The organism is Geovibrio sp. ADMFC3 (genome assembly GCF_054687035.1).
Window position 1 is genome coordinate 2,681,795 of the sequence record NZ_BAAFZG010000002.1, and the last position, 17,082, is coordinate 2,698,876.

Here is a 17,082-nt window from a genome sequence, read left to right on the forward strand (position 1 = left end):
ATGCAGGTCTTCAGCCATCACCTGTATGAATACAAGAAGGGTCTGAGGAGTCTGATCCTTCATACCGCTAAGGCGGAACTCAAGCCTATGTTTGAAAAGAAACTGGAAAGAAATGAGATCGCCTATTTTATACAGGATATTGACAGTACAAGGTTTAATATTTTTTTCGGTGATGAAAACTGCGTGAATGTTGTGAGGCAGTTCGGCGTTTCTCTGGATAAACTGACTGATGAGCAGGACTTCATTCTGGGAGTCATGCTCGGCTATGACAGGATTCTTCAGTGCAAGCGTTATTTATCCCGGAAAAATGCCGTGAAGAAGTGCGGTAAAATGGCAGTGTGATTATTCGGGTATGGCTTTCTGCCGCCGTGCCTTTATGAAGTGATAGTGTTATTCAAACCCCTGAGGCGGACATTCTCCCTGTGTCCGCCGCTTTTTTATCTTTATTACGTTTAGCTGTAAATTATTTCCATATTATTTAAACCCCTGAACAGATAAGTGTTTTAGTATTAATAAAATCTAAAAACAGCTTGACAACAGTTCGTTCTTATTATACTAGAAGGTTATTATTTAGTTAGTCAGTTCTAAGATTGTTACGAAATCCTTTGGGGCTGCCGGTTTGTGCTTTCTGCAAATTTTCACAGGTTATAACACCTGTGTTTTTGCAAAAGAATTAAAAAAGTTCCGGAGCAGGTTTTTATGAAACTCATGCGGAGATACATCATTATTGCTGCTGTTTCGGTTCTCCTTAGCGGCATAGTTCCCCACCTTTATTCGGCAGTTTTTCCAAAGAACAATCCAGAGGCTGCTGTTAAAGAATATGGACTGGCGGAAACGGTTTATGAAACAGTTTTCCCATTTGAGGTAAATACAGGGAGTCCGGACAGGTATCGGAGTCTTCATATAAGGCTCAGTGAAAAGCTGCATGCGGCTTTTATTTTCTCTGCTGTTGCAGCGGTTATTTATGCCGCAGTGAAAATTTTAGGCGGGAAAAAAGAACGCACGCTGCCGTATGATACAGCATTTGTGCTTGCCGGCGGGGTTTACGCTGTCTGCGCTTTGCTGCTTCTGGACGGATTCAGGAGGAATAAAATATGAACAAAATTATTGTCACGCTGTGCGTGATGATTGCGGGCTCAGCCGCCTTTGCTGCGGATGCGGACAAAATTCTGGATTTGCAGAAGGATATCCATGATAAAAAAAGCGGATTCTACTCTGAAAATGAGAAATGGCAGGAAGAGAAGATTAATCTCGAACAGCAGTACATACACCTTAAAAGGGCGATTGCGGAAAAAGAAGCGTATCTTAATAGCCTGAAAACCTCTGCCGCAGAGCTTAAAGCAGAAGCTGAAAGAAGCAGAACACGCATAGCCGAAGGGCAGAAGCTTAAAACCGGTCTGGAAACGGCTCTTTCATATCTCCTTGAGAAACTGGGCAGAAAAGTGACTTCCGGCGATGATGCTGCCGTGCAGGAAAGACTTGAACGCATAGAAAATCTCACTGCATTTGTTGCCGCACCTGATGTTCTCCCTTCGGAAAAAGTCCGCAGGGTTATGGAGGCTTACAAGGTCGAGGCGGATATGTCAAGATATGCCGAAATCCGCAATACCAGCATAACTGTAGGCGGTGAGCAGCTCAACGGATATCTTCTCCGGGCGGGTGCGCTTGCCTCTTTCTTTACAACTCCGGACGGAACCACAGCGGCGTTTTATAATCCATCCTCAAAGCAGTTTGAAAAGCTTGATTCCAAGTATTCAGAAGAGGTTATAATCGCAGGTGAGCTGGTTAACAGAAAAAGAATGCCGGCTCTTGTTACTCTGCCCGTGGGGAGGATAGAAGCACAATGAAAAAAACAGCACTTTTCCTTGCGGCGGTCATGATAATTCCTGCCGTTGTATTCGCTAAAGACTTGAGAGTTATATATAAAGACCTTATTCAGGAATCAGAGACTGTTTCCAGAAATATAGAAAAAGAGCTACAGGCGCTCAGAAACGACAAAACAAAAATGAAGAGTGAAGTAGCTTCCCTTGAAAGGCAGCTTGCAGCACTTGATGCCGAAGCAGACTCTCTGCGTAAAGAGAGCGAAGGCTATATAAAAGCAATCAACGGCAACCGTGAAGCTTTGGGACGTGAAAACAGCAACTTCACCCAGATTGAAGCTTCTGTTGAAGCCTCTATGCAGGACTTTTTTGTAATGGCGCAGGAATATCCCGCTTATGCAGTTCCCGGCGGGCACGACTTTTTTATGAAAGGGGAAGAGCCTCTGACCAAGCTTAATTTTCTCGCCGACAGTTATCTGGATTTCATAAATTACTCATCCTCTGTAAGTCTTCGTGATATGTCAGTTACCGATACGGACGGAACGCTGAAAGATGTTCAGGTGCTTTCTGTAGGTACCTTCGCCGACCTTTACAGGGATGGCGGGGAATACGGTTATCTTGCCAGAAGCATGGAAGGCGGATTGCAGAAAGTTGCAGGAGTTCCTTCAAAAGAGAGAGGACTCATAGAAGATTATTTTAAGGGCGATACCGATGATATGGCTCTTGATTTTTCCGGCGGAGCTGTCTTTAAACAGTGGGAAAATAAAATCACGCTTGCCTCGCAGCTCAAAAAGGGCGGTCTGCTGATCGTGCCTATTATCCTTGTTGCGGTATTTGCCGTTCTGCTCATGTTTGAGAGGACATTCAGCCTGTATTTCAAAGGGTTGGGCGGTCTTAACATTGTGGATGAGATAGCTGAAAAGCTTGAAAAAGGAAAAGCAGATGATGCACTTAACTCTGCAGAAGGGATAAAATCGACCCCTCTGGGCAGAGTGTGCATGGCGATAATCCCTTACCGCTCCTGCACATTGCAGGCGAGGGAGAATATACTCAATGAGGCTCTTCTCAAAGAAGTTCCTGTAATAGAAAGAAACCTTTCGCTGCTCTCAACCTGCGCAGCAGTCGCACCGATGCTTGGTCTTCTCGGTACAGTTACTGGGATGATAGGAACTTTTCACGTAATAACCCTTTACGGCTCCGGTGACCCTAGGCTTATGGCAGGCGGTATCTCTGAAGCACTCATAACCACAATGTTCGGACTAATAGTGGCGATACCCGTTATGCTGGCGCATACCTTTTTCGCAAGACGTGCCGAAACTCTTCTGGACAGGCTTCAGGAAGCAGGAATGAAGGTTTTTAATTCTGCGGGAACTGAAAAATGATAGGCGAAATTTTCAAAGTCGCAACCGATAACACTGTTCAGACAATGATATTTTTTCTGAACATTTATATTTGGTTCTGCATTATAGACAGACTGTTTCTTTACGGTTGGCTTCTGCTCCCCTCAAAGGGGAGCGATGTGTCACGCATTACGGAAAAGGTGCGTGCGGAGCTTAACGCTCTTCATATAGTTTATGAAAATGAGAAACAGCTTTCCCCTTATCTGGGCAAATACATAAGGCTCCTTGAACACAGGCTCTCCGGCATAAGGATAGGCACAGCCGCAGCACCTATGCTGGGGCTTACGGGGACTGTGTGGGGCATGCTGATGGCGTTTATCGTAATGGCGGAAAGCGGAACAGGCGAACCCGCAATGATTGCCCACGGCATCTCAAGTGCGCTCTCCACAACAATGTGGGGGCTTGTGGCGGCGATACCCGGGCTTATTGCTCTTCCTTTTCTTCAGAGAATGAAGATAAGGCTTATCAACAAAATAAATGCTGAAAAAATAACATATATCGGAGGGCAGTCATGCAGCGTATAGCGAGACGTTCCTCAGGCAGTTCCACTGCTATAGATATGACACCGATGATCGACCTTATTTTCCTGCTTCTGATCTTTTTCATTGTAACCACAAGCTTTGTGAAAGAAACAGGGGTTGAGGTTGAAAAACCCGTAGCCGCTACGGCTCAGAAGAGGGAGGATTCCTCTGTGCTGATAGCCGTGACAAGCGAGGGGCGCATCTTTATGGATAATGAGGAAGTGGATATAAGAAGCGTAAGAGGGAGAGTCTCTGTTATGCTTTCCGACAACCCCAAAGCAGCGGCTGTGGTTATAGCTGATAAAAACGCAAGGGTTGAGACTGTGGTTGAAATAATGGATCAGTGCCGTCTTGCCGGTGTGAACCATGTGAGTCTGGCGGCGAAGGGCGGACAGTGAGCAGGGCTTCTGCAATCGGCATAAACGTTCTGAAGTGGTTTCTGGCGTTTGTGATGACACTCCTGATCTTTGCTGTGTTCATCACCGTTAACCGTGAACATAATTTTGACACATCAGATAAGAGTGATTCTTTTCGTGTGATGATGAGTGAAAAAGCAGCGGAAAATATTCAGCAGGAGAAACACGAACTCCCCAAAGAACCGGAAACAGAACGTATGCCCACACCGCAGCCTGTTATGCAAGATATTCCATTGGAGGCAGATGTTGATGCAGGTGATACGGGTATTGCTATTCAGGTTTCGGAAGTCAAGGTTAAACCTGCTGATCTTCCCAGTATAAGCGCTCCGGTTTCGGTGCCTTCCGATGCTGTTTATAATCTGAGCGATCTGGATAACAAACCGAGACAGACTGTAAACGTCAGACCGGATTACCCCCGTTATGCTGTGAATAACAGGATAGAAGGGAGTGTAACCGTCAGTTTTACGCTGGACAGACAGGGCAATGTGGTAAATCCGCAGGCAGTTAAATCAGACCCTCCCAATGTTTTTGAAAACTCTGCCCTTGCCGCTGTGAGAAAATGGAAGTTCACCCCCGCTATTAAAGGGGGCGAGGCTGTTAATGTACGTATGGTAGTGGTCGTAAACTTTACGCTGGAGAGATTCTGATGAAAAAGCTGTTAATAATCCTCGTAGTGCTGGCATCCGCAGGTGCTTTTGCTGCCGAAGCGGAAAAAGATATATCGCCGGCGGTTCGTTCTGCTTATAACAAAGCCCATGATTACTATGACAAAGGCGAGTTAAGCAAGGCTGAGGAAGCTGTAAAAGAATACAGAACCAAATTTCCCGATACTCCACATGGTCTTCTCAGCATGATTATGGGTAATATCTGCCTGAAAAAGCAGGATAAAAAATGCGCAATGAAAGAATTTGAAGACAGCGCAAACTTCTATGAAAACAACAGGCAGATGTGGGAAAACGCCTCGCTTCTTGCATACGAAAATAAAGAATATAAAAAAGCCGAACAGCTTCTCGGCAAACTTGCCTCCCTCGGCGGTCTGAATATGCAGGAAAAGAAAATACTCGTTTCTGTATACTTCGCACAGGAACAGTGGAGCAAAGCGGCATCTCTGTTTACTCCTGCGGAGTTTAAAAGCATGGATGATTCCGATGCCAGAGCTGTTCTGATGGCAACCCACAGAGCAGGAAGGAAGGATTCCTTCTACTCAATGCTCAAAGAAAGGATAGAAACATCGCAGAACCCTGAGTGGTGGAAGTTTTATGCCGCTTTTGCCCTTGATGATAAGAGAATGAAAGAGGGCGTATCTGCTATGAAGACATATGTAAGGGCAGGCGGTGTGACAGCGGAAGAAAAAGTAACGGCTGCACGTCTTCTCGCAAGAGCCAAGGTTTATGATGAGTCCGCAGAACTATTCAGCGCAGCTATGAAAGAAACCCGTCTGGAGTGCCGTGACATGGTTTTCGCCGGCAATGTAGCGAGAAAAGCCGGACAGTTTGAAAACTCCATTAATATTCTGGACAAGGCTGTAGCCGCCGGATGCTCAGACAGGGCCTTAAGTTCAAAGGCTGTGGCATACTTTTATAAAAAGGACTATGGAAGAGCAGCAGAAACATTTGTGAGAGCAACAGAAAAAGAAGGCAACAGAGCTTACGGCTCTTATATGGCTGGCTTGTCATATTATAAAGCCGGAGATAGTGTAAATGCCCGCCGTTTCCTTAAAATGGCAGGCAGAAACAGCGAATACGGCAAACGTGCCGCTAAACTCCTTGAATATATGGATGAAAACGGCAAAAACAGTTAAGAATTATTTACCTCATTCGATATCTTAAAAGCCGTCCGCATTTACCGGCGGGCGGTATCTTTTTATGAAAGAATCCTTTTTTATCCTAGCTAATTTTTATCAATAATAATGTTTTATTTTCTTTACAAGCTTTACATATATTAAATATCATTTTTAACAGTGTCTTATCGGCGCTATGTCCCAGAAATTGATTTTGATCAATTTATTCCTACTAATATCATATATTATTTGTTTAGAACATAATTCTAAAAGGTGTGATTGTTATGAGGAAAGTGATTTTACTTTTGTTCGCCGTCCTTGCTGCGGTTTTTACAGTATTTCTTCCTTCGGATTCTGAAGCAGGAATTCTTACTGAATCATCAGGGAGAGCCCCCGCATGTATTTCCTGTCACTCCGTTTCTGCAATGGGGCTTGAGAGAGGCTACCTGGCATCAGATATAAGCGGATTTATTGATGATTTCGGAGTTGAAGGTGCGGTTGATTTTCTCACGGACATCCCGATTGAGGCAATGGCTGCTGCATATGCGGCAAACCCGCTCACTGAAAGTGATATAGAGGGGCTTGCAGCGGATTTTGCAGAAGGGAGCAGGATGTCTCTGTTCAGCCATGTTGCGGTTGGTGCAGTGATTGCTGCTGTCTTAACGCTGTTTATGCGGTTTGTTTTCAGACAGAGAGGAGGCAGAAAATGACAGTAAAGAAATCCGAACACATGAAAGATATACATAAACCTGAAGAAAGGGCAGCAGAAGATTTTTACAGACTGCGTAACTGCTACGATAAGGTTGTAAGAAGTACCCACGGAGTAAACTGCACGGGAAGCTGCAGTTGGAATATTTATGTGAAAAACGGCATTGTCACTAACGAGCTGCAGGCAGTGGACTACCCGCAGATCGGTCACGATATTCCTAATTATGAACCCAGAGGATGCGCCAGAGGAGCATCTTTCTCATGGTATCTTTACAGCCCGCTGCGGGTAAAATATCCATATGTGAGAGGCCGGCTGCTTGATCTCTGAAGTGAGGCACGCAAAAGCTTTTCAGACCCCGTTGAGGCATGGCAGTCAATAATGGCTGACGATGCCAAAAGAAAGTCTTTCCAGCAGGCAAGAGGAAAGGGCGGACTCCGGAGAACAGACTGGGATACGGCTTTAGATATAATTACCGCTTCAACAGTTTATACGATTAAAAAATACGGACCAGACAGAATAACAGGTTTTTCTCCCATTCCGGCTATGTCTCAGGTCAGCTATGCGTCCGGGGCAAGGTTTCTGCAGCTCATAGGAGGCTCGTGCCTCAGTTTTTATGACTGGTACTGTGATCTTCCCGCTGCCTCTCCTCAGGTATGGGGTGAGCAGACAGATGTGTGTGAAAGCGCCGACTGGTACAATTCCATGTACACAGTGCTTATGGGCTCAAATGTCAGCATGACAAGAACTCCGGATGCTCATTTTCTTGCGGAATCAAGATATAAAGGCACAAAGGTTGTCGTTCTTTCTCCTGATTACAGTCAGGCGGTGAAACATGCTGATTTGTGGGTTCCTCTTAAAAAAGGTCAGGATGCCGCTTTCTGGCTTGCGGTGAATAATGTCATAATCAACGAATTTTACCGCAGCAAAAATACCCCGTATTTTACAGAATATGTAAAAAAATACACAGACCTCCCTTTTCTTGTGAAACTTGAGGAAACAAAAGACGGCTTTAAGGCGGGGAAATATCTTCGTTGTTCTGACATAGGCGCTTTTGCAGAAGAGGAGAACGCAGCCTGGAAAATGCTTCTTATGGATGAGGAAACAGGGACACTGTACTCTCCGAAGGGAACTATAGGTTACAGATGGGCAAAGGAAAAAGGGAAATGGAACCTTGAAACCTCAGATGGTATAGATGGCAAGGAGAGAACTCCGGTTCTTTCGTTTAATGAAGAGGAGATCACTCTTTGTACAGACAGTTACGGGTATGACGGCGAATATACGCCCGCAGGAAGAAAAACAGGTGCTAAAAAAATCAAGACTGACGGCGGTGATATTTATGTGGCGACTGTTTTTGATATTCTCAGGGCGAATCTAGGAGTCGGGGAGGATTATTACAAGGATGCTCCGTACACTCCCGAATGGCAGAAGAAATATACGGGCATTGATCCTGAAACAGTTATAAAAGTTGCACGGGAGTTTGCAGAGAATGCGGAGAAGACCCACGGGCGAACCATGATTATCATCGGTGCAGGTGTAAACCAGTGGTACAACTCAGATCTTTCCTACAGAGCTGCTATAATGGCGCTCATGCTGACAGGGTCAGTCGGGGTAAACGGCGGAGGGCTGGCACATTATGTCGGTCAGGAGAAAGTTGCCATGCTCTCATCCTGGTCTGCTCTTGCAATGGCAGGGGACTGGTGCAAGCCTCCCAGGCTTCAGAATGCGCCTTCGTTCTGGTACATACATTCGGATCAGTTCAGGTATGAAGGATCAGTTTTTGACTATTTTGCCGTGCCGGACAAAGAGAAGTTTAAAGAACAGCATTCCGCCGACTTCAACGCAAAAGCTGTCCGGCTGGGCTGGTTGCCCTTTTATCCGCAGTTTTGCGGAAGTTCCCTTGATATAGCTGCGGAGGTTTTGTCCGAAGCAGGAGGAGACAAAGGAAAAGCTGCGAAAATAACCGCTTCAAAATTAAAGAAGGGTGAAGTCAAATTTGCTGTTGAAGAACCTGATAATCCGGTGAATTTCCCCCGTGTATGGTACATCTGGCGTGGAAATGCAATCTCCTCCAGCGCAAAAGGACACGAATATTTTCTAAAGCATGTTCTGGGGACAGATCATTCCGTTCATGCGGAGGAAACCGGATATATGTTTGAAAATATAAAAGGTGTTAAGGGAGCAGAAGGCAAAGTTGATCTTATTGTTGATCTCAATTTCCGTATGGACACCTCTGCGGTTTATTCGGACATAATACTTCCCGCTGCAACATGGTATGAAAAAAACGACCTGAATACCAGTGATATGCACACCTTCGTACATCCTTTGACTCAGGCTGTGCCGCCCCTTTGGGAATCAGCCGGAGACTGGGAAATATTCCGCCGCATAGCACAGAGGTTTTCCGAAACTGCCGCCCCTCATTTTGACAAACCGGTTTATGACCTTGTTGCAACACCTCTGGGGCATGATTCACCTGATGAAATAGCTCAGGAGTGCATTTCAGACTGGAAATACGGGCATGAGAACCCTGTTCCGGGGAAAAATATGCCGAAGCTTGCCTTTGTTGAAAGAGATTACCGAAAAATACATGAAAAATACATAACCCTTGGCAAAAACATCAGAGACAACGGTCTGGGAGCCCACGGAGTAAGCTGGGAAAGCGGAAGTGAGTACGATGATCTGAAAAAAATAAACGGTGCGAGACTTCTGGAAGGTGAGGAGATGGCAGATATATTCACCGATACAAAAGCAGCATCCGCCATACTGCGTCTTGCACCCGAAGGCAACGGTCAGGTATCGGTCAAAGCGTTCCGTGATCTTGAAGAAAAAACCGGCAGACCTCTTGTCCATCTGGTTGAAGGCTATGAAAATTATTCTGTTACATTCGATGAAATCATACGCCAGCCACGCAGAATAATAAACTCTCCCTGCTGGAGCGGAAAGGTTGACAAAGGAAGAACTTACGCTCCTTACACCCTGAATGTGGAAGATCTGGTTCCTTGGCGCACTCTGACAGGAAGACAGCAGTTTTATCTGGATCATGAAATGTATATTCAGGCGGGAGAGAACCTTCCCGTTTACAAGCCGGAGCTGGACATTGCGGCTCTCAACGAAACAGAGAACGGTGAGGGGCTTGTTCTGAATATGCTTACTCCTCACGGCAAATGGAATATTCACAGCACATACTTTGACAATGAAAGAATGCTCACCCTTTCCCGAGGAGGTCAGTGTGTATGGATGAGTGCCGAAGATGCTCTTAAAGGATGCATAGAAGACAACGACTGGGTTGAAATGAGTAATCAAAACGGAAATGTTGTGTGCAGAGCTGTGGTAAGTGTGCGCATTCCGGAAGGTATGTGCCTTATGTATCACGCTCCGGAACGCACCATAGATGTTCCGCTGAGTCCTTCAACGGGAAAAAGAGGCGGAGTCCATAACAGTCTCTCCCGTGTGAGGCTGAAACCTACACTGATGGCGGGCGGATATGGGCAGTTTACCTACTATTTTAACTATTGGGGACCCATAGGAGTAAACCGGGAAACGTTTGTAAAATTAAGAAAACTTAATGAAGTGAGGTACTGATTATGGATATCAGGGCGCAGCTTTCGATGGTTCTTCATCTTGATAAATGTATAGGTTGTCACACCTGCTCAGTGACCTGCAAAAATCTGTGGACAAACAGAAAAGGCGCTGAATACATGTGGTGGAATAATGTTGAGACCCGTCCCGGAACGGGTTATCCGAAAAACTGGGAGGATCAGGAAAAATACAGAGGCGGTTGGGAGCTGAAAAACGGTTTTCCTGTACTGAAAAACGGATCAAAATGGGGGATTCTGTCACGTATTTTTCACAATGCTGATCAGCCTGTTATGAAGGATTATTATGAGCCTTTTACGTATGATTATGCAAATCTCACTGATGCTCCCGAAGGTGTTAATCAGCCTGTTGCCAGAGCAAAATCACGCATAACCGGAGAAAACATCAATATAGAATCCGGACCTAACTGGGATGATGATCTCGGCGGTTCATCTTCCTATGCGGCAAATGATCCTAATTTTACCGAAGAGGACAAGGCGCTGATCAGTGAGTTTGAAAAAGTCTTCATGACTTATCTTCCACGGCTTTGCAACCACTGCCTTAATCCGGCTTGTGCTGCGGCATGCCCCTCCGGCTCAATATATAAAAGAGGAGAGGACGGTATAGTTCTCAACGATCAGGAAAAATGCAGAGCATGGCGCTACTGTGTGAGTGCGTGCCCTTATAAAAAAATCTATTACAACTGGGACAGGGGAAAATCTGAAAAATGTATATTCTGCTATCCTAAAAGTGAAAACGGCGAGCCTTCTGCCTGCGCTCATTCCTGTGTAGGAAGAATCCGTTACACCGGTGTTCTTCTGTATGATTACGACAGGCTAATTGAAGTGCTTGATGCTCCGGAAGATACTCTCGTAGATGCGTTGAAAAGCTGTATTCTCGATCCTTCAGATCCGGATATCAGGAAAATGGCACTGAAAGCAGGCATTGCTCCCGATTGGCTTCATGCGGCTGAGGAGTCTCCCGTTTATGCATTTGTAAAGGAGTTCGGTCTCGCTCTTCCGCTTCACCCCGAATTCAGAACATTTCCCATGGTATTTTATGTTCCTTCTCTCTCTCCTGTTTTGCGGAAGGCGGAAACTGATATGACAATGGAAAACCTGCGTATCCCTGTGAAGTACCTTGCTTCGATGTTCACCGCAGGAAATACGAAAGCAGTGGAGGATACTCTTAGAAAGCTTCTCGGAATAAGGAATTTTATGAGGGGCAGGGAGCTTGGGGACAACGGACTTATGGAAAACGGAAAGTCCCTTTCAGGATGGGACGGTAATGTTCTGGAAAAGGCATACAGGCTTACTGCTCTGGCAAACTTCAACGGCAGGTTTGTCATTCCGAAAACCCGCAGAGAAAATAACTGCACTTATGATATGCAGGGATCGGAGGGGGTTTTAAACCATGAAAATAAGCGGAAATGAGATTTTTGAATCCTTCGCTGTCCTGACGGATTACCCCCGGAGCGCAGAGGAGATACGAACGTGCATAGTTAAGCTTGAGCGTGCAGGGCTGCTGGAAAACTGTCTTGAAATGTTTTCAGCAGATACCGATGGACTCAGGGAGGACTACACAAGGCTTTTTGACTTCAGCAAGGACACGGCGCCTTATGCGGCATTTCACATCTTCAGTGACGAAAGGCAGCGGGCATCTTTTATGTCTGAGCTTTCCGGCAGATACCGCTCAGAAAAATTTGTTCATAAAACAGGTGAACTGCCGGATTACATTCCTTCTGTTTTGTCTTTTATAAGCGTTAAGGGGCTTAACGGATGCGCAGACCTTTTAAAAGTTGTTTCCGAAGCATCCGAGCGTATAGCTGCCTCCCCGCTGCTGGAAGGTGAAGGGTACGGACTGGTTTACGGTTCTCTGAAAAAATTTACTGAAACATGTATTCAAGGAGGAGCAAATGAGCTGGAATACGGTTTTTAATATATTGCCATATGCAGCCCTCACAGCGGCGGTTTTGGGAACAGCAGCGGCTTACAGAAAAAACAGATACGGGATAAGCGCCCGTTCGGACGGCTTTATGGAAAACAAGAAGCTGTGGGGCTCTGTTCCGTGGCATTATGGAATACTGATTGTTCTCGCCGGGCACCTTGTGGGGATAATAATGCCTTCGGCGGTGCTGTCTGCAACTTCAAACCTTAAGGTGCTTGCGGCTGCGGAGTCTTTGGCTTTCGCTGCGGGTCTTCTTTGCCTGATCGGTCTGGGGTTTCTGATTATACGGAAACTTTCGGACCGTTATGCTCTCTCCCGCACTCTCAAGGCCGACTGGCTTGTGCTTGCGCTCCTTCTGTTCCAGATCCTGAGCGGTCTTTATATTTCCGCTTTCCATAAATGGGGGATAAACTGGTATGCCTCAAACGGGGCGCCGTACATCCTTTCCCTGTTTAAACTCAGTCCGCAGGCGGATGCGGTGGCTTTTCTGCCTGTTGCTGTGAGGCTCCATATTCTGAATATGTTTCTGATGATCGCCGTTTTGCCTTTTACCAGACTAATTCATGTTTTTGCAGTTCCTTTCAGGTACCCTTTCCGCCCTTATATTATTTTCAGATGGAACACTAAGGAGGATGTATGAGCATCACGGTTAAAGGTTCTCCCCTTAAAGGACTCTCAGGGGCAACAATGGGCTTTTTCTTCGGTTTTGCTGCTGTTGCCCTGTTTGGTCCAACGGCGAAAAAACTTCAGGTGATAATGGGCATAAGCCCGGCGCAGGTGGGGCTGCTGGTCGCGATACCTGCCCTTTCCGGCTCACTTCTTCGTATACCTTTTTCTGCATGGGTTGATAATGACGGCGGACGCAAGCCTTTCATGCTGCTTCTGCTTATAGCCCTTACGGGGATGATAGGTCTTTCGGGGCTCTTTCTCACAAGGTATCCGGATAATATGACAGCAGATCTTTACCCTCTGATTCTTTTCTTCGGTTTTCTGAGCGGCTGCGGCATAGCAACTTTCTCTGTGGGGATAAGCCAGGTAGCCTACTGGTTTCCCCAGAAGAAACAGGGTTGGGCTCTTGGGACTTTCGGCGGTCTGGGTAATCTTGCTCCCGGTATCTTTTCATTTCTTCTGCCTCTGGCGCTTTCCATGATGTCGCTTCCGGCTGCTTATGTTGTCTGGAGCCTTATCCTTTTCACAGGTGTATGCGTTTACTGGTTTACAGCTTTTAACGCTCCTTATTTTCAGGCAGTGGCAAACGGGGCATCAAAAGCAGAGGCAAAGCACTTTGCAGAAAATCTCTATGAGGAAGCTTCACAGAAGCAGGAGCTTTTTCCATCAGGAGGGGTTCTCTACACCCTTGCAAAGTCTGCTTCCAATCCCTATACGTGGATTCTTGTTCTTTTATATTTTGTGACCTTCGGCGGATTCATAGCGCTTACTGCATGGTTTCCCACATTCTGGCAGTCCCTTTATGGTTTTTCTGTGACTTCCGCAGGATTGCTAACAGCCTTTTATGCTGTCCTTACTTCTCTTTTCCGTGTTCCGGGGGGCAGTTTTGCTGATAAAATAGGGGGAACGGGTGCTTCACTCGCTTCTGTTGCTGTTCTCGGTGCAGGGGCTCTCATTGTTTTTTTCACAGGCAGCTTTGCCCTTACAGTTTTCGGTATAATGCTCATGGCCGTGGGGATGGGTGTTAATAATGCTGCGGTCTTCAAGCTTGTTCCGAAATATATACCGGAGGCTATAGGCGGTGCGGCTGGCTGGGTGGGAGGACTGGGCGCATTCGGCGGTTTTGTTCTTCCTCCGGTGCTGGCTTCCTATGTAAGCCGTAACGGAGATGCGGGGTACAGGCATGGTTTTGTAATATATGCTGTTATGGCTGTGCTTTCCGTTTTGCTTATACTTTATCTCAAAAAAGCTGAAAAAAGGGGCTGACTGTTATGAAGGATATAATTTTTCAGATGGCGGAAAAATGTGACGACGGCATACTGTATGTGGATGCTGACGGGAGTATACGCTACTGGAACAGAGGATGCGAAATGATTTTCGGTTTCAGTGCTGATGAAGTCACAGGCAGCAACCTTGATGTTATCATTCCCGAAAAGCACAGAAAAAGGCACTGGGACGGTTTTTACAGAGTTCTTGAAACAGGTCAGACAGCGTACAATGGCAAAATGCTGAAAGTTCCCGCCTTAAGGAAGGACGGTGCGAAGCTTATCATTGAGTTCAGCATGCAGCTCCTAGAGCTTAACGGAAAGAACGCAGGCTTTACAGCCGTGATACGGGATGTGACCCCTAAATAAAAAAAACGGGCGGAGCTGATCCGCCCGTTTATAAACGCCCTCGACATGATTCGAACATGTGGCCTATTGATTAGGAATCAATCGCTCTATCCTCCTGAGCTACGAGGGCGTGAGAAAAACTTCTATAACATGGCAAAATCATTGTCAAGAAATAATAAGGCATCGGTGCTTTTTTAATTGGATTAAACAGAAAACATTGCTTTTAGTGATAAAGCTGCTTTATTCGCTCATAATAAACTATGTCTTCTTTTTCAGAGGCTTAGAACATACTTATCTTGCGCTTGCAGCCTTCTGCATGGTATTATTCAGGCATTATGGGAGAAGTAATTACTTTTGCGAATAAAAAAGGAGGGAGCGGCAAAACATCTGCCGTTCTGAATATAGGAGCAGCCGCCGGAGGCAAAGGGAAAAAGATTCTTATGATCGACCTTGATCCGCAGGCTCACCTTTCCTACTGGTCCGGCGTAAATACCTACGATACATACCCTAATATTTACGGGGCAGTGCTTGGGGAGTACACTGCGGCGGATGCTGTTTTTAAACCGGCACACGGTTTGTATGACATTATTCCTGCCTCAACAGGCTTTTCTCATCACGATCTGCGCAAACTTCTTGATGGAGTCAGTGTTGAGGCGAAGCTGACCAGATGTATTTTCGATATTAAAGAAAAATATGACTATGTACTTATAGATACACCGCCAACTGTTGCCGTGCTTACCCTGAATGCCCTTGTGGCGTCCAGATTTGTCCTTATACCTGTTTTGCTTAACTTCCTTGCCATTGAAGGGCTGGCGCAGCTTGCACAGAATATCTACCGCATAAACATGGCGCATAACCCGGATCTGCGGATAATGGGTATAATTCCCAATCAGCATGATATCAGGAGCAACCACGCAAAAAAGGTGATGAAAGAGCTTTACGAGAACTTCGGTGAGGATATGGTAACTCCCCGCATAAGAAGCGATGTGAAAATCGCCGAAGCTCCGGAAGCAAGACTGCCTATGAATCTTTATGCCCCGACCAGCAGAGGCGCTATGGATTTCAGTATTCTGACCGATTACATCCTCAGTAAAATAGAGGAGGAGGCGGGAGTGAAAAGATGAAGCGCTGCGTAGGAATAGATTTCGGCACAAGCAACTCTATGATAGCCGTCTGCAGAGAAGGCGGCGGAATAGATATAATAAGCTCCGAAAGCGGCAAGAGGTATCTGCCGTCTGTTATATATTTCAAAAATGAAAATGAGGCTGTGATAGGCGATAACGCCAAGAGTATGCAGCTTCTTGAGTCTGAACATACCATTGCCAATATCAAAAGATACATGGGAACAGATATGCTGTTTCCTCTTTACGGCAGGGAGTACAGGGCGGAGGAACTTGCATCTCTTATCTTCCGCAAGCTTAAGAAAAGCTTTGTGGACTACTGCGGTGAAACCGAAGCAGATGCTGTGGTCACTGTGCCTGCTTATTTTGATCACTACCAGAGAGAAGCGGTGCGCTCTGCCGCTGAAAATGCAGGTTTTAATGTTCTGCGCCTTTTAAACGAACCCACATCCGCTGCCCTTTTTTACAACAACATCGGCAAAAACACAGGCGATGTCTGCATGGTTTTCGACCTTGGCGGAGGCACGCTGGATATAAGCCTTATCGAGATGAAGGAGGACTGCTGCAAAGTCCTTTATACCGGCGGTTCAACTGAAATAGGCGGTGTGGATTTTGATGTTGCCGTTGCTGAATACTTTATAGAAAACTTCCGCCGTCAGCATGATATAGACTTGAAAAGCGACCCCATAGCATACCAGCAGCTTTTGTTTCAGGCAGAAAAAGCTAAGATGGAGCTTTCCTCTCTGAATGAGGTAAACCTTGTTGTACCTTATATTACGGTTACTAAAAAAGGCGCCCTGCACTTTAAAGAGACGATCACCAGAGAGACTTTCGATGCGATCACTTCATCTCTCACTAAGGGGATCAGGAACATTATCGAAAACCTGCTTGAGTCAAACGGATTAAAGACAGATGATATCGCAAAGGTTCTGCCTGTGGGCGGAGCTTCAAGAATACACAGTGTGCGCAGGCTTGTGTCGGATATTTTCGCTGATAAAGTGAGAAAAGATATGAACCCTGAAGAGGCTGTCGTCAGCGGTGCTGCGGTTAATGCCGCCATGATTTCCGGCGTTATAAAGGATAAGGTCTTTTATGATGTTACATCTCACAACCTTGGTGTTGAGGATGATAACGGGAATTTTGAAGTTATACTTAGAAAGAATGAAGTTTATCCGGTGGAATTTAGTATGATTTTCACCACACCCGAACTGGAAAGGAAAAATATTACTGTTCATGTGCTTCAGGATATGGCAAAATCCTCATTAAATACAGGAAATTCCCTCGAAGAAAACCCTGAGCATTTTGCTAGTTTGGGCAGATTTTCGGTGGAGCTGGATGAAAATGACGAGAGTGAGCCTTTAATAGACATTTCTTTCATGATAGATGAAAGCGGTATTATAAACGTCAAAGCCAAGGATGTTCATACCGGAAAAGAAACAGATTTTACACTCAGGCTTAAAATAGAAAACGAAATATTGGATACATTGGAAATATTCTGAAATTATTCGGAGGA

At 45.7% G+C, this 17,082-nt stretch carries 17 protein-coding genes, 1 tRNA gene and 1 pseudogene; 18 read left to right on the forward strand and 1 reads right to left on the reverse strand.

Features of this window, described 5'->3' with window-relative positions; genetic code table 11:
* The 16 genes and pseudogenes from ACYRYY_RS13075 to ACYRYY_RS13150 all read left to right on the forward strand — a co-directional run bounded on the left by ACYRYY_RS13075 (nucleotide 1) and on the right by ACYRYY_RS13150 (nucleotide 14,469).
* Nucleotides 1–342: a DUF2023 family protein gene (locus ACYRYY_RS13075; protein WP_460216038.1), complete on the forward strand. Its 342-nt coding sequence runs from the start codon at nucleotides 1–3 to the stop codon at nucleotides 340–342.
* 357 nt (nucleotides 343–699) lie between these two features.
* Nucleotides 700–1,098 (forward strand): hypothetical protein, encoded by a 399-nt coding sequence (locus tag ACYRYY_RS13080; RefSeq protein ID WP_460216039.1) that lies wholly within the window; start codon nucleotides 700–702, stop codon nucleotides 1,096–1,098.
* Nucleotides 1,095–1,847 (forward strand): DUF3450 domain-containing protein, encoded by a 753-nt coding sequence (locus tag ACYRYY_RS13085; protein WP_460216040.1) that lies wholly within the window; start codon nucleotides 1,095–1,097, stop codon nucleotides 1,845–1,847. Before ACYRYY_RS13080 ends, ACYRYY_RS13085 begins: the two co-directional genes overlap by 4 nt.
* Nucleotides 1,844–3,202: a MotA/TolQ/ExbB proton channel family protein gene (locus ACYRYY_RS13090; RefSeq protein WP_460216041.1), complete on the forward strand. Its 1,359-nt coding sequence runs from the start codon at nucleotides 1,844–1,846 to the stop codon at nucleotides 3,200–3,202. Before ACYRYY_RS13085 ends, ACYRYY_RS13090 begins: the two co-directional genes overlap by 4 nt.
* A complete protein-coding gene (locus tag ACYRYY_RS13095) occupies nucleotides 3,199–3,744 on the forward strand; it encodes a MotA/TolQ/ExbB proton channel family protein (protein WP_460216042.1) in 546 nt (181 codons plus the stop codon). Before ACYRYY_RS13090 ends, ACYRYY_RS13095 begins: the two co-directional genes overlap by 4 nt.
* Entirely contained in the window at nucleotides 3,732–4,139 is a 408-nt protein-coding gene (locus ACYRYY_RS13100) for an ExbD/TolR family protein (protein ID WP_460216043.1), read from the forward strand. The genes ACYRYY_RS13095 and ACYRYY_RS13100 overlap by 13 nt, the downstream gene beginning before the upstream one ends.
* The gene (locus ACYRYY_RS13105) at nucleotides 4,136–4,804 is read left to right on the forward strand and encodes an energy transducer TonB (RefSeq protein WP_460216044.1); all 669 of its coding nucleotides are present in this window, start codon (nucleotides 4,136–4,138) and stop codon (nucleotides 4,802–4,804) included. Before ACYRYY_RS13100 ends, ACYRYY_RS13105 begins: the two co-directional genes overlap by 4 nt.
* Nucleotides 4,804–5,958: a tetratricopeptide repeat protein gene (locus ACYRYY_RS13110; protein WP_460216045.1), complete on the forward strand. Its 1,155-nt coding sequence runs from the start codon at nucleotides 4,804–4,806 to the stop codon at nucleotides 5,956–5,958. Before ACYRYY_RS13105 ends, ACYRYY_RS13110 begins: the two co-directional genes overlap by 1 nt.
* A gap of 263 nt (nucleotides 5,959–6,221) precedes the next feature.
* A complete protein-coding gene (locus tag ACYRYY_RS13115) occupies nucleotides 6,222–6,647 on the forward strand; it encodes a hypothetical protein (RefSeq protein ID WP_460216046.1) in 426 nt (141 codons plus the stop codon).
* The gene (locus tag ACYRYY_RS13120; protein ID WP_460216047.1) at nucleotides 6,644–6,973 is read left to right on the forward strand and encodes a hypothetical protein; all 330 of its coding nucleotides are present in this window, start codon (nucleotides 6,644–6,646) and stop codon (nucleotides 6,971–6,973) included. Before ACYRYY_RS13115 ends, ACYRYY_RS13120 begins: the two co-directional genes overlap by 4 nt.
* Before the next feature lie 15 nt (nucleotides 6,974–6,988).
* Nucleotides 6,989–10,225, forward strand: a pseudogene (locus ACYRYY_RS13125) (nitrate reductase subunit alpha); the annotation flags it as partial.
* 2 nt (nucleotides 10,226–10,227) lie between these two features.
* A complete protein-coding gene (gene narH / locus ACYRYY_RS13130; protein ID WP_460216048.1) occupies nucleotides 10,228–11,652 on the forward strand; it encodes a nitrate reductase subunit beta in 1,425 nt (474 codons plus the stop codon).
* Nucleotides 11,633–12,157 carry a nitrate reductase molybdenum cofactor assembly chaperone gene (locus ACYRYY_RS13135; protein WP_460216049.1) on the forward strand — a complete coding sequence of 175 codons (525 nt, stop codon included), beginning with the start codon at nucleotides 11,633–11,635 and terminating at the stop codon, nucleotides 12,155–12,157. The genes narH and ACYRYY_RS13135 overlap by 20 nt, the downstream gene beginning before the upstream one ends.
* A complete protein-coding gene (narI, locus tag ACYRYY_RS13140; protein WP_460216050.1) occupies nucleotides 12,135–12,806 on the forward strand; it encodes a respiratory nitrate reductase subunit gamma in 672 nt (223 codons plus the stop codon). The genes ACYRYY_RS13135 and narI overlap by 23 nt, the downstream gene beginning before the upstream one ends.
* The gene (locus ACYRYY_RS13145) at nucleotides 12,803–14,101 is read left to right on the forward strand and encodes an MFS transporter (RefSeq protein ID WP_460216051.1); all 1,299 of its coding nucleotides are present in this window, start codon (nucleotides 12,803–12,805) and stop codon (nucleotides 14,099–14,101) included. Before narI ends, ACYRYY_RS13145 begins: the two co-directional genes overlap by 4 nt.
* A gap of 5 nt (nucleotides 14,102–14,106) precedes the next feature.
* Nucleotides 14,107–14,469, forward strand: coding sequence for a PAS domain S-box protein (locus ACYRYY_RS13150; RefSeq protein WP_460216052.1), 363 nt, complete (start codon nucleotides 14,107–14,109; stop codon nucleotides 14,467–14,469).
* 35 nt (nucleotides 14,470–14,504) lie between these two features.
* On the opposite strand, the gene ACYRYY_RS13155 is transcribed toward ACYRYY_RS13150, so the two are convergent.
* A tRNA-Arg gene (locus ACYRYY_RS13155) sits at nucleotides 14,505–14,578 on the reverse strand.
* 205 nt (nucleotides 14,579–14,783) lie between these two features.
* On the opposite strand from ACYRYY_RS13155, the gene ACYRYY_RS13160 reads away from it, so the two are divergent.
* Both ACYRYY_RS13160 and ACYRYY_RS13165 read left to right on the forward strand, forming a co-directional pair.
* Nucleotides 14,784–15,572 (forward strand): ParA family protein, encoded by a 789-nt coding sequence (locus ACYRYY_RS13160; protein ID WP_460216053.1) that lies wholly within the window; start codon nucleotides 14,784–14,786, stop codon nucleotides 15,570–15,572.
* Nucleotides 15,569–17,068 (forward strand): Hsp70 family protein, encoded by a 1,500-nt coding sequence (locus ACYRYY_RS13165; RefSeq protein ID WP_460216054.1) that lies wholly within the window; start codon nucleotides 15,569–15,571, stop codon nucleotides 17,066–17,068. The genes ACYRYY_RS13160 and ACYRYY_RS13165 overlap by 4 nt, the downstream gene beginning before the upstream one ends.
* Nucleotides 17,069–17,082 lie beyond the last annotated feature (14 nt).